The sequence below is a fragment of the Streptomyces humi genome (assembly GCF_001005085.2).
GTDB lineage: Bacteria > Actinomycetota > Actinomycetes > Streptomycetales > Streptomycetaceae > Streptomyces > Streptomyces humi.
Window position 1 is genome coordinate 1 of record NZ_LBMU02000092.1, and the last position, 20322, is coordinate 20322.

The window sequence follows — 20322 nt, forward strand, 5'->3', positions numbered from 1 at the left end:
CCACTGAACCCCACCGGCCCGCCGAACCCCATCGGCCCCACCACCCCACTGAACCCCACCGGCCCGCTGAACCCCATCGGGCCCGCCGACACCGCCGTCCTGCGAAAACCCGCCGGCTCCCCCCACCCCACCGGCCCGTCCAGGGCTGGCGGGGTCGGTGGTTCGGGTGGGTTTCTGGGGGTGGCGGGCGCGGGTGAGGAGGGTCGGGAGGGTTGCCGCGTGTTCCGGCAGGCCGGAGCGGGAGGCGATGCCGGCGGCCAGGGTCGTGAGCGTGAGGGCGAGGGCCGGGTCGAGGGCCGGGAAGTGTTCCGAGGCGTCGGCCAGCAGCTCGAACGCCTCGCGCTGGGCGGACTCGTGGGAGAGGACGGAGGCCAGCGCGCCGGCCGCCACGCACAGGAGTTCCGGGTCGGCGTCCTCCTGGACCAGCCGCCCGTACAGCTCCCGGGTCCAGCCGGGGTCCCCCACCGCCTGCACCGCCGCGAGGGCCACGGCGAGCCGCCGGGCGCGGTCGGGGCGCCCTGGGCTGAGCCGGGCCGCCTGCTCCAGGGCGCGCGCGGCCCGCACCGCGTCGCCGTGCCGCCAGGCGGAGGCCTCCAGCGCGGCGGCGACGGACGCGTCCGTGCCCACGGTGGCGGCCGCCAGGTGCCGGGCCCTGGCCTCGGGCCGCGCGGCGGCCTCGGCGAGGTCTCGGTGGGCCCGCTGGCGCTCGGCGGCGGGGCGCCGCAGATAGGCGGCCGACCGCGCCAGCGGATGCCGGAAGCCGAACCGGTCCTCGGCCAGCGCGACCAGTCCGGCCGCCTCGGCGGGCGCCCACACCGCCAGGTCGCCGGTGCCGAGGGCGGCCATGACGGCGGCGACGCTCTCGCCGGGTTCCGCCGCCGCCGCGTACAGCAGGGCCCGGCCCGTCTCGGCGGGAAGCGCGTCGAGCCGTACGCCGAAGACGTGTTCCGCGGGCGTGTGCCGCACCGCCTGCGCGGGTCCCGGCGCGGCACGGCCGAGTTCCACGAGGGCCAGCGGGTTGCCCCCGGCCTCGGCGAGGATCTCCAGCCGCTGTCTGCCGGTGGGCGGTAGCGGCTGCCGGTCGAGGAGGGCGGCGGCCGAGGCGTCGTCCAGCGGGCCCAGCCGCAGGGTCTCGGTGCCGGGCGGCGGTGCGGGCAGGGCCGCCTCGTGGCGGGCGGTGAGCAGTACCGTCAGCGCCCGGCCGGTCAGCTGCCGGGCCGCGGCGAACAGCGCGTCCACGAAGGCGCGGTCGCACAGGTCGGCGTCGTCCACGCACACCAGCACCGGCCCGTCCGCGGCGAGCCGGTCCAGCAGCGAGGTCACCGCCGGCAGACCGGCCTCGTCCGGTCGCTCCAGCTCCGGTGGTACGGCGCCCGGTGTCCGTTCGCGGGGCGCCGACGACGCCATGAGCTGGCGCAGGCAGGCGTCCGCGGGGCGCGGATCCCCGGCCCAGCCCTGCGCGGCCGGCACCAGCACACCCTCGGCGGCGGCCCGCTCCCGGACGTACCGGAGCAGTGTCGTGCGTCCGGTCCCCTCGTCGCCGACGAGCAGCAGGGTCTGGGCGGTGCCGGGTTCGCGCCGCACGCACCGCAGGATCCGCTCGGTCTCGCCGTCCCGGCCCAGCACGGCGGCCGGGCCGCCCTTCGCGGACTGCCGGGGTGGGTGGCCCGTCATTCACGTACTCCCGTGGCGGTGCGCGTATTCCCTGGTCAGGGCCATCTTCGCGAAGTCCGGGCCAGGACGCTTCTGTCATATGACCAGTGGAGCACTGGCAGGATGGACGTACGCGCCCACATACACATCAACCAACAGACATAAGTAACCATAGGCATATCAAAGTTCCGAAATAACAACACACAGGCGTATCCGCGAACAGGCGTATCCACGCCCGGACGAGAAGGACGTTCATGCACGGCGGCACCGACCACCCCTCCGAACCGCGCATCCTGGGCCGGGCCGCCGAGCTGGCCCGCCTGGACCGGCTGCTCGCCGCGGTGGACGGCAGCGGCCCGCAGGTGCTGGTGCTGACCGGGGAGCCGGGCGCGGGCAAGAGCACCCTGGTCGACCAAGCGGCCGAGCGGGGCCGGGACCTGGGCCTGGGGATCCTGCGGGTGCGCGGCAGTGAGGGCGAGGCGGGCCTGGGCCTGTCCGGGGTGCACCAGCTGCTGCATCCGCTGCTGCCGGGCGACGGGCTGCCCGCGGCACAACGGGAGGCCCTGGGCCGCGCCTTCGGTCCGGACGGGACGGAGGACGGGCCGGGACTCGACCAGCTGTCCCTGTGCGTCGCCGTGCTCGGCCTGGTCACCGCGGCCGCCGCCCGCCGCCCGCTGCTCCTGCTGGTGGACGACGCGCAGTGGCTGGACCTCGGTTCGGTGGACGTGCTCGGCTTTCTCGCCCGGCGGCTCGAGGGCAGGCCGGTGGTGCTGCTGCTGGCCGCCCGCGAGGAGGGCGTACCGGCCCGCTTCGACCGGGACTTTCCCCAGGTCACCGTGGGTCCGCTGAGTCGCACCGCGGCGGGCCTGCTGCTGGACGCGCAGCCGGATCCGCCCCGGGGCAGGGCACGGGCCGAGATCCTCCGGCAGGCGGCCGGCAACCCGCTGGCCCTGATCGAACTGCCCCGCGCGCTGGCCCGGGGCCGGAGCGCGGGCGGCGACGGCGGCACCGGCGCCGCGCTTCCGCTGACGTCGCGGCTGGAGAGCCTGTTCGCGGCCGACCTGCCCGGGCTGCCCGCGCCCACCCGGCGGGCGCTGCTGCTGGTGGCCGCGGCCGGCGCGGCCCCGCTGGCCGACCTGATGCGGGCCGCGCCGGAGCTGGACGTCGTGTCGGCGTTGGACCCCGCCGAGCGGGCCGGTCTGGTGCGGGTGGAGCAGGGCAGGGTGCTGCCGCGCCACCCGCTGGTGCGGTCGGCCGTCTACCAGGCGGCCTCCTTCCAGGAGCGCCGGCAGGCGCATCTCGCGCTGGCCGCCGCGCTGGCCGAGGAGCCGGACCGCCGGGCCTGGCAGCTGGCCGCGGCGGCGACCGGCCAGGACGCGGAGGTCGCCGAAGCGCTGGCCGAGAGCGCCGAGCGGGCCCGCGGCCGGGGCGGTCACGCGGCGGTCGCGACCGCCCTGGAACGCGCCGCCGAGCTGACCCCGGCACCGGACCTGCGCGCGCGGCGGCTGCTGGCGGCCGCGCAGGCCGCCATGTTCGCCGGCCACCCGCAGTGGGTCGGCGAGCTGAGCGGCCGGGTCGGCGAGATCACCGAGGATCCCCGGCTGCGCGCCGAGGCCTCCCTGCTGGGCGGCTGGGCCCTCGGCGTGACCCTGCGCCACGAGGACGCGCTGGCGCTGCTGCTGGGCGTGGCGGAAGCCGCCGCCCGGCCGGCTCCGGGCCTCGCCCTGGCCGCCCTGAGCACCGCGGCGACGTCCGTCTACAACGCCGGTACGCCCTACTACCGGGAGGAACTCCGCCGGATCGGCGGCCTGATCGCGGAGGACGGCGACCCCGCGGGCCGCGCCTGGGCCCGGGCGGCCGTCGATCCGCACCACGAGCGGGCGCTGCTGCTCCCTCTGCTGGAGGAGGGGCGGGCCGCCCTGGCCCGGGAGGAGTCCCTCGGGAACCTCACCGCGCTGGGCGGCACGACCTGGATCCTGGACGAGACCGAGCAGGCGGTGCGCGTCCTCGGCCGGACCATGGACATGCTGCGGCGCGCGGGCAGCGCGGGCACCAACGCGACCGTGACGCAGGCCCTGGCCCTCGCGCTGTTCGAGAACGGCTCCTGGACGGCGGCCGGGGACGCGGCGGGCGAGGCGTTCTGGATGGCGACGGAGGCGGGTGCCGACAACGTGACGGTGGGCGCCCGGGTCCTGCGGGCCACCCTGAGCGCACTGCGCGGTGACCACGCGGCGGCACGGAAGCAGGCGGCCGAGGCCGTGCACGGCGTGGACCTGCGCGACTCGCTGAGCCTCCTGGTCCGGCACCAATACGCCCTGGGCATGGCCGCGTTCGTCGCCGGCGAGCACGCGGACGCCTACGAGCGGCTGCGGGCGACGTTCACCCGTGACTTCCACCCCGCTCCGGTCCACTACCACGCCTCGCTCTACCACCTGGGCGACCTGGCCGCCGCGGCGGTCCGTGCCGGACGGGCGGACGACGCGCGCGCGGTGCTCGACGCCGTGTCGCACGACCCGAAGCCCGACCCCTCCCCCCGTCTGGCCGCCGTGCTCCACCGGGCCACCGCGCTGCTGACCGACTCCGACGAGGCGGAGCGGCACTTCCGCGCCGCGCTCGGCGATCCGGCCTGCGACGCGTGGCCCTTCGAGAGAGCCCTCGTCCGGCTCGACTTCGGCGAGTGGCTGCGCCGGCGCCGCCGCAGCGTCGAGGCCCGTCCGCACCTGGGCGCGGCCCTGGAGTGCTTCCAGCGGCTGGACGCCCGTCCCTGGACCGAGCGGACGACGGCGGAGCTGCGGGCGGCGGGGGCGCCGGGAGCGGCGCCGGACGCCTCGGCCGCCGGTGAACTGACCCCGCAGGAGCGGCAGATCGCCGAACTCGCCGCTCAGGGACTGACCAATCGTGACATCGCGGCCCGCCTCTACCTGTCCCCGCGTACGGTCGGTTACCACCTGCACAAGATCTTCCCCAAGCTCGGCATCACGGCCAGGGCCCAGCTCCGGGACGCGCTCTCCGCCGACAACCCGCGGTGACGGGCCCTTCCGTGCAGGGCGCCGGGGCGCCCGGCACCGCCGACGGTGCCGGTGTGGCCGGATGTATTCGCCGTGGCAATGTCCGCGAACTGCCGTTCTTCGAGCCCAGGGACATAGGGACAGGCTGTTTTTCCCCGCCGGAAATGCTTCTCGCGGCGCCGGTTTGACTTTCCGTTCACAGGTATGCTGCCGACACCCCTTGGGCAACATCATGACGCGCCGACACGCACGATCGTGCAAGACCTTTTCACTTTCGCCGCCGCATGATCGACACTGGAGCGGGGCAACCACAGGGGGTTGATAGCCTTCGAAAGAAAACTCCCGTGCGCCCTCCGAATAACCGACCCAGGAGGGCAACAATGGTGCCAGCGGTACCGAAGGCTATGCACGACATTTAACTTCATCGCCATCTGACGTTCGTTGACATCGAGTTTCGAAGCGGCAGTTCGTGCCGCACGGCACGAGAGGAATGGCAGACGTGGAAAACATGAAGAGGTCGGACGTGAAAATCGTCCGCTGGCCGGCCGAGTCGGGCAAACTGGCGCGCTTTCGTACGCAGGGGCTGCCCTGTCTGATCGTGGTGGCCCGGGGCGCACAGGTACCGGAGCTGACGAGTACGCGCGAGGACTGGGTACGACACCCGGTCGAAACCTGGGAACTCCAGGCCAGGGTGGCCTCTTTACGCCTGAAGGCCACCTCGCACGGCACCGCGCCGGTCGTGGACGAGGACGGGCTGCTGCGCTACGGCGGCGAGGTCCTGCCGCTCACGGTGTCCGAGGCGGAGGTGCTGCGCGGGCTCCTGCACCGGCGGCCGGGCCTGGCCAGCCGCACCGAGCTGGCGGAACGGCTCCTGGACGCCAACCGGTCCGCCAGCCCGAACGCCCTCGACCTGCACATCATGCGGCTCAGACGGAAGGTCGATTCCATAGGACTGGCCATAGAGACCGTACGGGGGCGCGGCTTTCTCCTGAAGGCACAGTCCTGAATACCCGGCCCCGAAGCCAGGGCGGGCCGGTGGCGACGTACCGGAAAAGGAAGCGCGCCTGCCGTTCATTCGGCCGGCGCATCGAATTTCAAATACAGCGAAAGGAGAACGCTCCTGCGATGGCAGGCGATACGGAGAGGCGGCCGCGATGCGCGACGCAATGACCGCCCCGATCTATGTCGCATTGCGGGCGAGTGAACCACTCCTCGAACACGCCGTCACGGCGTATCTCCAGTCCTGTCCGCATTTCAAGCTCGTGCCCAGGGAACTGCTGCCCGGCGCGGACGTGTCCGTCCTGCTCGTGGACATGATGGACGACGAATGGCTGAAGGTGCTCAGACATGACGCGCTGCGCACCGCCGAGGCACCCGTGCCGCTCGTGATGATGGCCGACCGGATCACCGAGCGGCAGCTCACGCTGGCCGTCCAGTACGGGCTCACCCGGTTCGTGCACCGGAGCACGTCGGGCCTGGCGGAACTGGTAGAGGCGATCGTGGAGGCGAGCGCCGGGAACGGCCATGTCCCGGAAGACCTCGTGAGCCACCTGATCCTCGAACTGGGGCAGCTCAGACGACGACGGAGCGTGACAACGTTTTCTGCCGAGACGGGGATGTCCGCCCGGGAGATGGAGGTGCTCCGCATGCTGGCCGACGGCATGAACAGCGTCGAGATCGCCCGGGCCATGAGCTACTCGGAGCGTACCGTCAAAGGGGTGATACAGGACGTCATGCGGCGCTGGAAGGTCCGGAACCGGACGCACGCCGTGGCCTACGCGATCAGGACGGGAATCATCTGAACCGCGCCTGAACCGCGTCTGAACCGCCGTACCGGGGGCGGCCGCCCGGCTCGCCTGATGGGCGAGGCCGGGCGGCCGGGGCCGTGGGCGTTCTCGTGGGACGCCCGGTCGGCCGTGACGGCCTACGGCCGCGGGTGGGCGGCGCCGGCCGGTCCGGGGGCGACGTCAGGTGCTCGTGGACGTCGCGCGAGGGCGGTGGAGTTGGGCGGCCAGGGAGACCAGCAGCGCCTCGTCCCCGTACCGGGCGCCCAGCAGTACGCCGATCGGCAGGCCGGCCGCGTCGCGGGTCAGCGGGACCGTGATCGAGGGCATGCCCGTGAGGTTGTGGACCGTGGTGTACGGCATGAAGGCGGTCATCCGGGCGAACTCGGCCGCCGGATCGGCGTCGTCGCGCAACTCCCCTATGAGAACGGGTGGTTCGGCGAGCGCCGGGGAGAGGATCACGTCGTACGAGGCGAAGAGCAGGTCGGTGAGCAGCTGCCCGAGCCCCCGGAAGGTGGCCAGCGCCGCGGCGTACTCCCGTGCCGGCACCCCGTCCGCGACCTGTCTGAGCCAGGCCGTGAAGGGCATCAGCTCGCCCTCCCGTCCGGGTTCCACCTCGTACGAGGCGGCCTCCACCGACCAGACCCGGGTGAACGCGGCCACGAGGTCCCCGTCCGGGGGCATCTCCACGGCCGTCACCTCGTGACCCAGCGCTTCCAGGGCCGCCGCGGCGCTGTCGAGGGCGGCCGCGCAGTCGGGGTGCAGCACCGCGCCGGGCACCATCGGCTCCCGCAGCACCACCACCCGCACCGGCCGGGGCTCCCGGCGGGCGTGTTCGAGGAGGGTCAGGCCACCGGGATGCGGGGGCGCGGTGTAGACGTCGCCCGGCATCCAGCCGGCCATCGCGTCGACCAGCGCCGCCGCGTCGGCCACCGTACGGGCCAGGGCACCGTGCGTGGACAGTCCGGTGATGTCGGGGCGCAGCGGGCCGTTGCTGATCCGGCCCCTGCTGGGCTTCAGGCCCACCAGGCCGCAGGCGGAGGCCGGGATGCGGACCGAACCGCCGGCGTCGGTGCCGTGCGCGAGCGGGGCGAGGCCCGCCGCGACGGCCGCCGCCGCGCCACCGCTGGAGCCGCCGGGCGACCGCTCGGGCGCCAGCGGGTTGCGGGTGGGCGGTCCGAGCCGGTTCTCCGTGTAGCAGGGCAGCCCGAACTCGGCGGTGTTGGTCTTGCCCAGCAGGACCGTGCCGGCCTGCCGCAGCCGGGTGACCACATGGTCGTCGGCGTCGCTGACGTGGTCCGCGAACGCCGCCGAGCCCCAGGTGCAGCGCACCCCCTCGACCTGGACGAGGTCCTTGACCGGCACCGGCACCCCGTGCAGCACACCCAGCCGGGTGCCGTCCCGGCGGGCGGTCACGGCCTCCTGCTCGGCCTGCCGCGCCGCCGCCCTGGCGAGTTCCGGGGTGACGGTGAGGAAGGCGCCGAGCCCGCCGTCCAGTTCGGCGATCCGGTCCAGGTAGTGGTCGGTCAGTTCGACGGGCGACAGCTCGCCCCGGGCGACGGCGCCCGCCTGGGCGAGCGCCGTCATCTCGTGGAGGTCGGACATCCCGTCAGGCCCCCTTGCCGCCGCGCGCCAGTCTGAGCAGCCCCGGTGTCAGGGCGGCCAGCGCGGCGATCCGGCGCGCCCGGGTGAGCAGCTGCTGCCGGGGCGGGCGGACCTGCTGGTGCACGTCGACGTAGACCTCCGGGCGCACGCTCGCCCCGGAGAGCAGCTTCACCACCATGTGGGAGGTGAGCGCGCCGAACATCATGGCGACGTAGGTGACCTGCGGGAAGCTGTAGTCCGGCCGCCCCAGGTTGGCCCTGACCTCGGTGAGCATCTCCACCGGCACGTAGCGCAGCGGCACCGCCCGCAGCAACAGCTGCCAGGAGGTCAGCCGGTCCAGGTCGGCCTCGGCGATGGCACCGTCGAACGGCTCGGTGACGTGCCGGTAGTCGTAGCAGCGCACGTACTGGGCGCCGGCGATGTCCCAGCCGGTGACCAGCGGCAGCCGCCGTCGCGCGGCGAGCCGGTGGAGCAGGTGCTTGGCCCGCCAGCCGTCCATGGTGGTGACGTCGACGCCGTCCACGATGACGTCGCACTCCTCGACCAGCGCCTTCGCGGTGTCCTCGGTGACGCCTTCCGGGAAGACCCTGACCGTGGCGTACGGGTTGATGGCGGCCACCCGTTCACCGGCGACCGCGGCCTTGTTGCGGTCGACGTCGGTGACCGCCGCGCTCTGCCGGTTGAGGTTGTTCACCTCGTACGTGCCCGGGTCTGCCAGGACGAAGGAGAGCACCCCCAGCCGGGCGAGCGGCTCGACGGCGGCGCCGCCGATGGACCCGCAGCCGGCCACGAGCACGGTCGCCCCGCGCAGCGCGGCCTGCTCGGCCGGGCCGACCACCCCCCGGTTGCGGGTGGTCAGTTCGGCGTAGAAGTCCTTCGCCTCGGGGAGCCCTCCGGGCAGGCCCGGTCCCCCGGTCCGCGGACCGCTCATCTACGACGCCTCCTTCACTCGGCGTGCTCCGGCCCGGCGGGACATCGTCGCCACCAGCTTCGCGAGGGTCGGCGCGTCCGGGCCGCCGGCCAGGTAGTCCTCGACGAGGTCCACGTAGTCGTCCAGGTCGTCGTGGACCCGTGCCACGAACGGGACCGCGTTGACGTCCTGTTGGTAGATGGGGGACATGAGGTCCGTCTCGGGGAGCCGGGGCGAGGTGCCCCGGGCTATCTGGAGGGGGAAGCCCATCAGCCGGAAGTGCCGGACGGCCACCTTCTCCTTGGCGTCGCCGAGCAGGACCCGCATCCGGTTCGAGGCCTCCGCGGCGGCGACGACCCTGCCGAGGCTCGCCAGCAGCCGCCAGGACACCCGTTCGGTGCGGGGCGCGGCCGGCAGGTCGAGGTTGCGCAGGAACCGCTTGATCTCGAACGCCTGGTGGGTGCCCACCCCGTCGGCGGCGAACCGGCCGAGCAGGTCGATGCCGTGCGCCTCCTCGGTGGCGAACCGGCGGCGGTCCGGGTCGTCCAGCGGCCGGGAGACCGGGTCCTGGGAGCAGCCCAGGCTGATGTACCCGTCGATCCGGCCGGTACGGATGCAGAGGCTGACGGTGTGGATGTTCTGCACGCCCTCCGGGTGCCGGACGGTCTCGCGGAACACCGCGCGCTCGTACATGAGACGGGGGGACATCCAGCCCAGCCGCAGGTACTGGACGAGCCGGAAGCCCATGATCCCGTTGAGGTAGCGCAACGGGAGCTGGTCGTCCTGGACGCTGAGGGTCACCAGTTCGTCGGCCGGGTCGTGGGCGTAGTGGAGCGGTTCGCCCACGATGTGGTCGGGCAGCGCCCGGAAGTCCAGGGAGGAGTGCAGGCGGCAGATGTCCGCGACGTACCGTTCCCGTGCCTGCGTCTGGTCCAGCGCGCGTACCCGCTCCAGTTCCGGCACCAGGTCCGTCATGTCCGGTCCCGGTCGTAGAGGCTCTCGGTGACCGCGAGGGCCAGCACCTCGGGGGTGCCCTCGTAGATGCGTGCCCCGTAGGCGTCGCGCAGCCGCTTCTCCATGCCGAAGGACTTCACGTAACCGCGGGCGCCGGTGAGCGACATGGCCAGGTCGGCGACGTCGATGGCGACCCGGTCGGCGAAGAGCTTGGCGGCGGCGGGCTCGTACTGCGGGGCGGGGAGCTCGTTGTCGACCTTGTGGGCGGCCTTCAGGTACAGCAGCCGGGCCGCGTCGATCTTCGCGGCCATCTCGGCGAGCTTGGCGGCGGTGAACTGGTGCTCGCGCAGCGGCCGTCCGCCCTGGACCCGGGTGTCGCACCACTCCAGGGCCTGTTCGAAGGCGCCCCGCGCGACTCCGACGGAGATGCCGGCGACGGAGGCACGCGCCATGTTGCTCTGTGCCATGTTGATGGCCATGCCGTCGCCCTCCTCGCCGATCATGTTCTCGGCGGGGATCCGGACGTCGTGGAACTCCAGTTCGCTGCCCAGGCAGAGCCGGTAGCCCATCTTGTCGGCGACCGGTCCTCGGACCACGCCGGGCAGGTCGAGCGGCACCATGAACGAGGTCAGGCCGGTGGCGCCGGGCGCGCCCTCCATGTTGGCGAACACCGAGGCGAACGCGGCGACCTGGGCGTTGGTGATGAAGCGCTTCCTGCCGTTGAGGACGTAGTGGTCACCGTCGCGGCGGGCGGTCATCACGTCCCGGGCGTGGACGGCGTTGGCCGGGATGATGAGGTCGCAGCCGGCCTCCTCCTCGGTGACCGCGTTGCAGGCGAGGACCGGCGAGTCCCCCGAGAACATGGGCAGGAAGCGGGCCTGGAGCCGCGGGTCGCCGGAGAGCAGCACGGGGCACTGGCCGAGCATGGCGGCGCCGAAGATCAGGGCGGTGCCGGCGCAGACGGACGCCACCTCCTCCAGGGCCACGGCGCAGCCGATCATGCCGAGACCGAGGCCGCCGTAGTCCTTGGGCACGGCGACCCGGGTGAGGCCGAGGGCGTGCCCCTGGGCCACCATCTCCCAGTCGAAGTCGTCGGCGGGGGCCGCGTCGAGGGCGGTCACGCGGGGCGCGACGACCTCGCGGGCGAATTCCCGTACCTGGAGGCGGAGTTTCTCCACCTCTCCGGGAAGGACGTCGAAATTGAGGTCGATCGCGTCGTGGTTCGTCATGTCTCTCCGAAACTCCGAGAATCCGGGACCCGAAAGGAAATACCCGGGGGTACGTACCAGGGAAATACCGAAACGCCGACTTTCACGGCCCGTCGGCCCGACGGCGGTTCGGGAGGATCGGCACCGCGGCCCCGCGCCGGCACGTCACCACGCGGGCGCGGCGGTGCGGTCGTGCGGGCCGGCTGCGGGTGGTCGCCCACGCCCGGGTGCTCAGACCGGAAGTCCCTCTTTCTCGGCCAGTTCCGGGTAGCGGTCGAAGGCGGGGCGCAGGATGGGGACCAGCTCCAGCACCCGGGCCACCTTGCCGCGGATCCGCACACGTCCGGTGGCTATGGCGGTCGGCATCATGAGCTTGCCGAGCCAGAGCTGGTGTGCGGTGTCGCTGGACATCTTGATCCGGATCGTGGCCTGTTCGGGGGCGTCCGCACCGACCGTCAGCGCGTCCGCGGACACGTGCAGGACGCAGTCCGGGTTGGTCTGGGTCAGCAGAATGGACATGTCCCCGGCACGGAGCTGCGACGTGAACTGCTCGTCCTTGAGCAGGATTTCGAAGAGCGTGCCGAATACCCGCTCGGCGACTTCGGTCGACTCGAAAACAGCCATGGATTTCTCTCCCGGAGGCAATGCCCGACGGTGGTTCAGCGCGTCGGCGTCGAATGCATCGTAGGAATCACGGGAGGCCGCGATGGGCATACCGACAGGGCGGCAAAAGGGAAAGGAAGGGGGCCTGAAAGAATCATGTCCTGTCATGGCGGCGGCCGCCGCCGCGGCACCCGGTGCCGGCTCCGACGACACCGCAGGCCACGACAGTTGTCCCGGGACCTTCGGGTGCCCCGGGCGGGCGGTGTCGTAGATTGGGGGAATGGCAGGCGACCGTTCCCGCCCCTCCCAGGACTGCCTCGTCTTCGGCCCGCTGGAGAACGAGATCATGGAGGTGCTGTGGCAGGCTCCCGGACCGATGACCGTCCGGGAGGTGCTCGGTGCGCTCAACTCCGGCCGCGCGACCCCGCTGGCGTACACCACCGTCATGACCGTGCTGAGCCGTCTCGCCGAGAAGGGCGCGGCCGACCGCACCAAGGCAGGCCGGGGGTACGCGTACTCACCGGTCGTCACGGACGAGGCGGCGATGGCCGTCCGTGAGGTCATCCGCGACTTCGGGGTGAGCGCGGTGGGCCACTTCCTCGACGAGATCCTCAGCGCCCCCGACCTGCGCGAGCGTTTCGACAAACTCATGCAGGAGGGCCCCGGCCGCTGAGCGGGCCGGCCGTCCACCCGCCCGACCGGCCGTCCACCCGCCCGCCCGCCACGAGGGCACCGACAGGCTTTCCTTCACCTCGACTTCACCCGCGTCAGGCCGTACCGCGACCGCTATCTACTATGCTCCCGTAGTAGTTTCAGGGGCGGCGCCGACCGGGTGCACCACGCCCCTCCGACAGGAGGTGTGCATGAACGCGGCACTGACCGCAAGCGGGCCGGTACCCCGCCGTGGGCTGATCATGACGGTCTTAGGCTGCTGTTTCCTGATGGTGATGATGGACAACACCATCCTGAACGTCGCCCTCCAGACGATCCAGGAGGACATCGGCGCGACCAACGCCGAACTCCAGTGGGCCCTGGACTCCTACATCCTGTTCTACGCGGCCCTCATGTTCTCCTCGGGCATCCTCGCGGACGCCTTCGGCCGCCGCCGCGTCCTGGTGATCGGGCTGGTCGCCTTCGCCGTGGCCTCCGCGCTGGCCGGCTTCGCCGACTCCGCGCAGGAACTCATCTTCTGGCGCGGGGTGATGGGGGTAGCGGGCTCGGTCGTGCCGCCCGCCACGCTCGCGGTGATCAACGACATCTACGCCCCCGAGGAGCGCGGCAAGGCGATCGGCATCTGGTCCGCGCTGGGCGGCACGTCCATCGCGTTCGGCCCGATCGCCGGCGGCTTCCTGCTCGAACACTTCTGGTGGGGCTCCGTCTTCCTCATCAACGTGCCCATCGCCGCCGTCTGCGCCGTCCTCCTGCTGCTGGTCCTCGCCGAGTCCCGGGCCGCGAACCGGCCGCGCATCGACCTCGTCGGCGTCCTGCTGTCCGTGGCGGGCATCGGCGCGCTCGTCTACGGCGTGATCCGCGGCGGCGAGACCAACGACTGGACCCGCACCGACGTCCTCGGCACGCTGGTCGGCGGAGTGCTCCTGCTGGCCGTGCTCGTCGTGTTCGAGAGCCGGACCCGCGCACCCGCGCTGGACGTCAGACTGTTCCGGAACAAGTCGTTCGCCGCGGGCACCGCGAGTCTCGCCCTGTCCTTCTTCGCCCTGACCGGCGGCACCTTCCTGATGGTCTTCTACGTCCAGGCCGTCCGCGGCCACACCCCCCTCGGACTGGGCGTCATCCTGCTCCCGGTGGCCGTGGGCGCGGTGATCTCGGGCGTCCTGAGCAACCCGATGGCCAAACGGTTCGGCCCGAAGGCGGTGGTGACCGGGGGCCTCGTCCTGCTCGCCCTCTCCTTCGCCGGCCAGGCGGACATCGGCGCCGACACGGCGATGTGGTGGTACGAGATCCTGCTGGGCGTCTCCGGCCTCGGCCTCGGCCTGGTGATGGGTACCACGACCACCACCACGATGGCCGTGGTCCGCCCCGACCAGGCCGCCATCGGCGCGGGCGTCAACAACACGCTGCGCCAGGTCGGAGCCGCGCTCGGCGTGGCCGTCCTCGGTTCGGTGCTGTCCGTGCAGTACCGCGACGACCTGGGCTCGGCGGTCGACGTGCTCCCGGCGAACGTACGGGACGCGGCCTCGGAGTCCCTGGGCGGCACCGCGGCCGCCGTACGCGGGCTGGAGAGCGCCGGCACGCTGCCCGCCGAGACCCGGCAGCAGCTGCCCGGTCTGCTGGCCAAGGCACAGGACGCCTACCTCTCGGCGATGCACGTGAGCTTCGGCGTGGGCGCGGCAGCCCTCGTGGTGGCCGCGGTGGTGGCGCTGCTCTGGCTGCCGGCCCGCATCGGCGCGCCCAAGGCCGCGGCCGGCACCGGGACCGCTCCGGAGCACGTCACACCGGAGACCTCCGCCGAACCGGCGCACTAGGGCCGGTCCGGCGGACGGGGCGTGCTGGTCGACGGCTGCGGGGCCGGGCGGGACTCCCGCCCGGCCCCGCACCGGGCTAACCCTTCGGGAGGTCCTCGGCGGCCGTGGCGCACAGGGCGTGGTCGACGAGGGTGCCCGTGGCGCGGTTGAGGGTGGCCAGGTCCGGCGGCGCGGTGGTCGTCGTGACGGAGACGGTCACCGCGCGCCTGCCGTCCGCGCTCACCGCGGGACGGGTGTTGACGCCCACCCCGTCGCCCTCGTGGGTGTAGTAGTGACCGCCGCAGGAGAGCGGGATCTCGCGCAGCCCGAGGCCGTACGTGCCCTCCGGCATCTCGGCCACGTCCTCCGGGTCGTCGGTCCGCTCGACGGTCCGCCGCATCTCGCGCCACTGCGCGGCGGGCAGCAGCCGGCCGCCGGCCAGGGCGCGGAAGAAGGTGTTCAGGTCGCAGGTGGTGCTCACCACGCCGGAGTCCGCGGTGTGCTGGAAGCTGTGGTCGGTGACGTCGAGACGACTGCCGTCGGCGAGGGTCAGGTACGCGTTCACGTGCGGGTCGGGCAGGTGCGGGTCGAGCCCCGGGACGGAGGTGCCCCGCAGCCCCAGCCTGTCGATCACCCGCCGCTCCACCAGTTCCGCCCAGCTCGCGCCGCCGGCCTTCTCGGCGATCATCCCGGCCAGCAGGTAGTTGGTGTTGGAGTACGCCCAGCGCGTGGCCCCGCCCCGCTCGGGCACGAACAGCGGCCGGTGCCTCATCGCCACCGCGACCAGGTCGGCCGCGGGCGTGGTGTCGTGACGGTTCTCGTCGAAGTGGTTGATCAGCCGGTCCTGGATCTCCGGGTCGTCGACGTAGTCGTACAGCCCGCTGGTCTGGCGGAGCAGGTCGCGCACGGTGATCCGGCCGCCGTCGTTGCCGTTGCCCGCGACGACCCCCGGAAGCCAGTGCTCGACGGTGTCCTCCAGCGACAGCCGTCTCTCCGCCACGAGTTGCAGGACGACGGTCGCCGTGAACGTCTTCGTGGTGCTGGCCGCCCGGAAGCGGGCGTGCCACGGGATCGGGGCGGCGGAGCCGGCCGTCCGGGTGCCGATGCGTGCCATGAGCGGCCCGCCGGCCGTCCCGTCGACCCTGGCCAGCACGTTCACGTCGCCTCCCCCGGCCTGCCGTACGGCCGCCAGGTCCCGCCGCAGCGTGTCCTCGCCGTAGCGGTGGGAGTGCCGCGCCGCCGGATGACCGCCGGACGCCGCCGACGCGGCGGGCGCGGCCATGGGCGAGGCGAGCGCGAGCGACGCGGCGGTCAGGAAGACGACTCCGGCCTTCTTCGGTAACAACATGCTCATGTTCGTATCCCCCGTGTGGGTCTTGTTGCCTACCCACGGCATCCAACCCGACCCGGCGCCGCGTGGGAATGGGGCGCTCCTCCGCACGCGGGGTGTACCCAGGGCCACCGCCGACACGGCCGGACGCCTCAGCCGCCGGCGTGCGGGGCCGTTTGCGGCCCGGCGTGCGCGGCCGTGCCCGGCCCTGCGTGCGTGGCCGTGCCCGGCCCTGCGTGCGCGGCCGTGCCCGGCCCTGCGTGCCTGGCCGTGCCCGGCAGTTCCACGGTGACGCGGATCCCGCCGGCGGGGCGCGGGGTGAGGGTCAGGGTTCCGTCGTGGGCCTGGGCGATGGTCCTGACGATGGCCAGTCCGAGGCCGACGCCGGCGTGATCGCTGTGGACGCGCGCGGTGCCGCGCTGGAACGGCTCGGTGAGGGTCGGGACCAGCTCCGGGGGCAGCTTCTCGCCGGTGTTCTCGACGGTGAGCACCACGCTCCGGGGGCCGACGCCGGTACGGACCCACACGGCGCCCCGGCCGGGCAGGTTGTGGACGATCGCGTTGTGCACCAGGTTCGTGGTCAGTTGCAGCAGCAGCGCGGGCGATCCGGTCGCGGGGGTGATCTCGCCGCGGGTCTCGACGGTGACGCCGTGCTTCTCCGCGAGCGGGAGCAGGGTCTCGGTGGCCTCCTCGGCGAGCAGCGACAGGTCGACGCGTTCCCTGCTGAAGGACCGCCGGTCGGCGCGGCTGAGCAGGAGCAGTGCCTCGGTGAGGGCGATCGCGCGGGTGTTGACCGCGTGCAGGCGGTCGATGACCTCGCCGGTGTCGCACGCCGGGTCGGTGCGGGCCACGTCCAGGAGTGTCTTCGAGACGGCCAGCGGGGTGCGCAGCTCGTGGGAGGCGTTGGCCGCGAACCGCCGCTGTTCCGCGACGTGTGCCTCGAGCCGTTCGAGCATGGTGTCGAAGGTGTCGGCGAGTTCGCGGAACTCGTCCTCGCGTCCCGGCAGCCGGATCCGGTGCGACAGCGATCCGTTCGCGGCGGTGCGGGCGGCCTCGGTGAGCCGGGACAGCGGGGCGAGCATCCGGCCGGCGAGGATCCACCCGCCGCCGAGACCGAACACCAGCAGGAACCCCAGCGCGACGGCGGCGACCGGGGCGAAGGCACGCGCGACGGCGAGTTGGTAGTCGGGGATGAAGAGGAGGCCGGGGTGGGACACCCGGTCCAGGAACACCCAGACCGCCGCGAGCAGCAGAACACCGGCGACCACCAGGAACCCGGCGTAGCTGAGGGTGAGTCTGACACGCACGCTCAGACCCGGCGGCCTATCCACGGTCCGTCCCCGCGCCCCCGGCCCGCGGCAGGGCGTCGATACGGTAGCCGACGCCCTGCACCGTGGCGATCAGCCAGGGTTCGCCGAGCCGTTTGCGCAGCGCCGAGACGGTGATGCGGACGGCGTTGGTGAACGGGTCGGCGTTCTCGTCCCAGGCGCGTTCCAGCAGTTCCTCGGCGCTGACCACACCGCCCTCGGCGGCGGCGAGGACCTCCAGCACGGCGAACTGCTTCCTGGTCAGCGCCACGTAGCGGCCGTCCCGGTAGACCTCCCTGCGGAACGGGTCCACGCGCAGTCCCGCGATCTCCCGCACCGGGGGTCTGCTGTGGCCGCGTCTGCGGTCGAGTGCCCTGAGTCTGAGCGCGAGTTCCTTGAGTTCGAAGGGTTTCGTGAGGTAGTCGTCGGCGCCGAGTTCGAACCCGGACGCCTTGTCGTCGAGCCGGTCCGCCGCGGTGAGCATGAGGATCGGCATGCCGCTGCCCGAGGCGACGATACGTGCGGCGATCTCGTCACCGGAGGGTCCGGGGATGTCGCGGTCGAGGACAGCGATGTCGTAGGCGTTGACGTCCAGCAGGTGCAGCGCGGTGTCGCCGTCCCCCGCGATGTCGGCGGCGATCGCCGCCAGACGCAGGCCGTCGCGGATGGCCTCCGCCAGATAGGGCTCGTCCTCGACGATCAGCACACGCATGCCGTCCAGGCTACGAGTCGCCGCATATCGGCGGCGTATCGAGAACCGCATACCCGCCGGCTACCCGGGACCGCCTTGACTGGTGGGCCGACCCCGCTCCGACCCGAGGACGCAGCAGTGACCGGCAGTGAACGAGAACAGACGACGGCGACGGTACGACCGGACCCGGCACAGGCGGGCCCGCCCGGCGCCGGCCGCGGCGACCCGGGCCCCGGAGCCGACCTCGGTGCCGGTGCCGACCTCGGTGCCGGTGCCGACCTCGGTGCCGGTGCCGACCTCGGTGCCGGTGCCGGGACCGGGGCCAGGGCCGGTGGCGGGACCGGGGCCAGGGCCGATGACGTGGACGGTGGCGGAGGGTCGTCGCGCGTTCGCCGGGCGCTCGGTGTCGCCGCCCGGCGCGGCCCGTGGAGGCGCGGCCGGGTGCTCGCGGTCCTCGCGCTGCTGCTCGGCCTGCTGATGCTGCTGCACGCGCGGATCACGGACGGCTGGGGTCTCGGCAGCCTGGTGGAGACCTTCCTGCCGTGGTTCGGCCTGTTCGTCCCGGCGCTGCTGGCCGGGGCGCTGTGGCGTCGCTCCGCCGCCGCCGTGGTCGCGCTGCTGCTGCCGGTGGCGGTGTGGCTGAACCTCTTCGGCGGACTGCTCGGCGACCGGTCCCGGCCGGGCGGCGACCTCACCGTGGTCAGTCACAACGTCGGTGCCGGCAACCCCGACCCGGCCGGCACCGCCCGCGCCCTGGCCGCCTCCGGCGCGGACCTGCTGGCCCTCGAGGAGATCACCCCGCGGGCCCTGGGCACGTACGAGAAGGTGCTGGGGAAGACGTACGCCCACCACACGGTGGCGGGCACGGTCGGGCTGTGGAGCAGGCTGCCGCTGTCGGGCACCCGGCCGGTCGACATCGAGACGGACTACGGGCCGCTGGGTGACAGCAAGCCGGCCGCCGCCAAAGCGGCCTACAACCGGGCGCTGCGCACCACGGTGACCACGGACCGGGGGCCGGTGGCGGTGTACGTGGCCCACCTGGGGTCCGTGCGCGTGTTCCCGCGGAACGGCTTCTGGACGTCCGGCCGGGACCGCGGCGCGCACGCGCTCGCCGCGGCCGTGGCCGCCGAGCCGGACCGGCGGGTGGTGCTGCTCGGCGACCTCAACGGCACCTTGGACGACCGCGCGTTCGCGGGCCTCACCGCGCGGCTGCGCTCGGCCCAGGACGCGGCCGGGGACGGGTTCGGCTTCAGCTGGCCGGCGGGGTTCCCGGTGGCGCGGATCGACCAGATCCTGGTCCGCGGTGTACGGCCGACGCGTTCCTGGGTCCTGCCGGCCACCGGCAGCGACCACCTGCCGGTGGCGGCGGCGGTCAGCTGGTGAGCCTCCGGCCCGGCCGACAGCGCCGCGGCGGTCTCCCCCTCACGCCATCTCCACCTCACACGGTCTCTCCGTCACGCGGTCTCTACGTCACGCGGCCGACCGGGGTCCGGTTCGGCCCCGGTCACGGCGTACCGCGACCGGGGCCGGTTCTCACCGCCGGCGGGGCCGGCCGACGGCCTCCGGGCGGCGGTGCTCGGCCGGACCGGGCGGTGCCGGCAGGAATCCCGTGTGGACGAAATGACGCACGTGCCGCCGGAAGACGTCCTCGTCCATGGGTGTCAGGGTGACGCCGTGCGCCGCCGCGCCGGCCGCCGCGGCGGTCCCGTCGAAGCGGACCTCCTCCGAGTCGCCCGCACCGACCATCTCGGGGGCCATCACGCCGAGCAGCGGGAACGCGGCGTTGTCCGGCACGCGTTCGACGGCCCGCGTCCACTGCGCGAGGGGCACCGGGGCCAGGTCGTAGCCGAGCCCGACGAGGTGACCGGCCAGGTCCGTGAGCGGGGTCCGCGTGCCACCGGCGAGGTGGACGGCCGGGTGGGGCGCGGGATCGAGGGACAGCGCGACGATCGCCGCGCTCACGTAGTCGACGGGAACCAGGTCGAAGCCGAGGCCCGCGTCGACCGGATAGAGCCCCGCCTGAACGCATCCCTTGAGGAGCAGCCACAGGAAGTCGGCCGGCTGGCACGCGCCCGTGGCGGTGTCGCCGCTGATACGGGTGGGGCGGTAGACCGAGACCGGCAGCCCCCGCTGCCGCGCCTGCCCGACGAGGCTCTCGGCCGCCCACTTGGTCTGCGCGTAGCCGTGGCGCAGCCCGTCCACGGGAGGCAGGGGTTCGTCGGCGGTGACACCGCGCCCCAGCAGGTGGGCGCCGGAGAACACGCCCACGGTGGAGACGTGGTGCACGGGGACCGTGCGGTCCAGGGCCGCCAGCCGCAGCACCGCCAGCGTTCCGGCCACGTTCGCCGCCTCCAACTCGGCGTAGGGCAGCGCCAGATTGACCGAGGCACCGCAGTGGTAAACGGCGTCGACGGTCCTGGCGAGCAGGTCGTGGTGCGCCGGGTCGAGTCCCAGGCCGGGCAGGGCGAGGTCGCCGGGCACGGCCACGGTGCGGGCGGCCGTCTCGGCGGTCCACAGGCCGTACTCCTCGGCGGCCTCGGCCAGCCGGCGCCGCGCGTGCGCCTCGTCCCGCGCACGGACCAGGCAGTGCACCGTCGCACCGGTGCGGCGGATCAGCTCCCGCAGCACGAAGGCCCCCAGGAACCCGGTGGCCCCGGTGAGCAGAACATCCCCGACTCCACCACCCCACACCCCCGCCACTCCAGACTCCGCGCCCCCCACCTCGGTCGCCCCAGCCACCGCGCCCCCCGCCTCAGTCGCCCCAGCCTCAGTCGCCCCAGCCACCGCGCCCCCCGCCTCGGTCGCCC

Annotated in this window: 16 protein-coding genes; 6 read left to right on the plus strand and 10 right to left on the minus strand. The window is 73.3% G+C overall.

Annotation, left to right across the window (positions count from 1 at the left end; genetic code table 11):
- Positions 1-1674 (minus strand): AAA family ATPase (locus AAW13_RS36345; protein ID WP_167391771.1); only part of this gene is annotated, 1674 nt, incomplete at its 3' end.
- A gap of 233 nt (positions 1675-1907) precedes the next feature.
- On the opposite strand from AAW13_RS36345, the gene AAW13_RS47540 reads away from it, so the two are divergent.
- From AAW13_RS47540 to AAW13_RS36360, 3 genes are all read left to right on the plus strand, one after another.
- The gene (locus AAW13_RS47540; RefSeq protein WP_046728015.1) at positions 1908-4682 is read left to right on the plus strand and encodes a LuxR family transcriptional regulator; all 2775 of its coding nucleotides are present in this window, start codon (positions 1908-1910) and stop codon (positions 4680-4682) included.
- A gap of 487 nt (positions 4683-5169) precedes the next feature.
- Positions 5170-5667: a winged helix-turn-helix domain-containing protein gene (locus AAW13_RS36355; protein WP_046728024.1), complete on the plus strand. Its 498-nt coding sequence runs from the start codon at positions 5170-5172 to the stop codon at positions 5665-5667.
- A gap of 148 nt (positions 5668-5815) precedes the next feature.
- The gene (locus AAW13_RS36360) at positions 5816-6463 is read left to right on the plus strand and encodes a helix-turn-helix transcriptional regulator (protein ID WP_052768479.1); all 648 of its coding nucleotides are present in this window, start codon (positions 5816-5818) and stop codon (positions 6461-6463) included.
- A gap of 165 nt (positions 6464-6628) precedes the next feature.
- Here AAW13_RS36360 and AAW13_RS36365 read toward each other — a convergent pair whose 3' ends face one another.
- The 5 genes from AAW13_RS36365 to AAW13_RS46170 form a co-directional block, all read right to left on the minus strand.
- On the minus strand, positions 6629-8050 hold the full coding sequence (locus AAW13_RS36365) for an amidase (RefSeq protein WP_079179111.1): 1422 nt from the start codon (positions 8048-8050) through the stop codon (positions 6629-6631).
- A 4-nt stretch (positions 8051-8054) separates the two neighbouring features.
- A complete protein-coding gene (locus AAW13_RS36370; RefSeq protein ID WP_052768480.1) occupies positions 8055-8981 on the minus strand; it encodes a HesA/MoeB/ThiF family protein in 927 nt (308 codons plus the stop codon).
- Positions 8982-9935 (minus strand): hypothetical protein, encoded by a 954-nt coding sequence (locus tag AAW13_RS36375; RefSeq protein WP_046728016.1) that lies wholly within the window; start codon positions 9933-9935, stop codon positions 8982-8984. It abuts the gene before it with no gap.
- Positions 9932-11143 (minus strand): acyl-CoA dehydrogenase family protein, encoded by a 1212-nt coding sequence (locus tag AAW13_RS36380; protein ID WP_046728017.1) that lies wholly within the window; start codon positions 11141-11143, stop codon positions 9932-9934. The genes AAW13_RS36375 and AAW13_RS36380 overlap by 4 nt, the downstream gene beginning before the upstream one ends.
- 210 nt (positions 11144-11353) lie before the next feature.
- Positions 11354-11746 carry an SCP2 sterol-binding domain-containing protein gene (locus tag AAW13_RS46170; RefSeq protein WP_046728018.1) on the minus strand — a complete coding sequence of 131 codons (393 nt, stop codon included), beginning with the start codon at positions 11744-11746 and terminating at the stop codon, positions 11354-11356.
- A gap of 259 nt (positions 11747-12005) precedes the next feature.
- On the opposite strand from AAW13_RS46170, the gene AAW13_RS36390 reads away from it, so the two are divergent.
- Both AAW13_RS36390 and AAW13_RS36395 read left to right on the plus strand, forming a co-directional pair.
- On the plus strand, positions 12006-12398 hold the full coding sequence (locus tag AAW13_RS36390; protein WP_046728019.1) for a BlaI/MecI/CopY family transcriptional regulator: 393 nt from the start codon (positions 12006-12008) through the stop codon (positions 12396-12398).
- A 241-nt stretch (positions 12399-12639) separates the two neighbouring features.
- The gene (locus AAW13_RS36395; RefSeq protein WP_276207629.1) at positions 12640-14208 is read left to right on the plus strand and encodes an MFS transporter; all 1569 of its coding nucleotides are present in this window, start codon (positions 12640-12642) and stop codon (positions 14206-14208) included.
- A gap of 76 nt (positions 14209-14284) precedes the next feature.
- Here the strand turns inward: AAW13_RS36395 and AAW13_RS36400 are convergent, their stop codons facing one another.
- The 3 genes from AAW13_RS36400 to AAW13_RS36410 all read right to left on the minus strand — a co-directional run bounded on the left by AAW13_RS36400 (position 14285) and on the right by AAW13_RS36410 (position 17536).
- Complete coding sequence (locus tag AAW13_RS36400; protein WP_046728021.1) at positions 14285-15541, minus strand: serine hydrolase domain-containing protein; 1257 nt, start codon at positions 15539-15541, stop codon at positions 14285-14287.
- Between the two features lie 128 nt (positions 15542-15669).
- Positions 15670-16848 (minus strand): sensor histidine kinase, encoded by a 1179-nt coding sequence (locus AAW13_RS36405; RefSeq protein ID WP_079179112.1) that lies wholly within the window; start codon positions 16846-16848, stop codon positions 15670-15672.
- Complete coding sequence (locus AAW13_RS36410) at positions 16841-17536, minus strand: response regulator transcription factor (protein ID WP_046728022.1); 696 nt, start codon at positions 17534-17536, stop codon at positions 16841-16843. Before AAW13_RS36410 ends, AAW13_RS36405 begins: the two co-directional genes overlap by 8 nt.
- Positions 17537-17875: 339 nt before the next feature.
- On the opposite strand from AAW13_RS36410, the gene AAW13_RS36415 reads away from it, so the two are divergent.
- Positions 17876-18898, plus strand: a complete 1023-nt coding sequence (locus AAW13_RS36415; protein WP_046728029.1) for an endonuclease/exonuclease/phosphatase family protein — start codon at positions 17876-17878, stop codon at positions 18896-18898.
- Between the two features lie 150 nt (positions 18899-19048).
- Here the strand turns inward: AAW13_RS36415 and AAW13_RS36420 are convergent, their stop codons facing one another.
- Entirely contained in the window at positions 19049-20215 is a 1167-nt protein-coding gene (locus AAW13_RS36420; RefSeq protein WP_167391774.1) for an SDR family oxidoreductase, read from the minus strand.
- Positions 20216-20322: the final 107 nt, after the last annotated feature.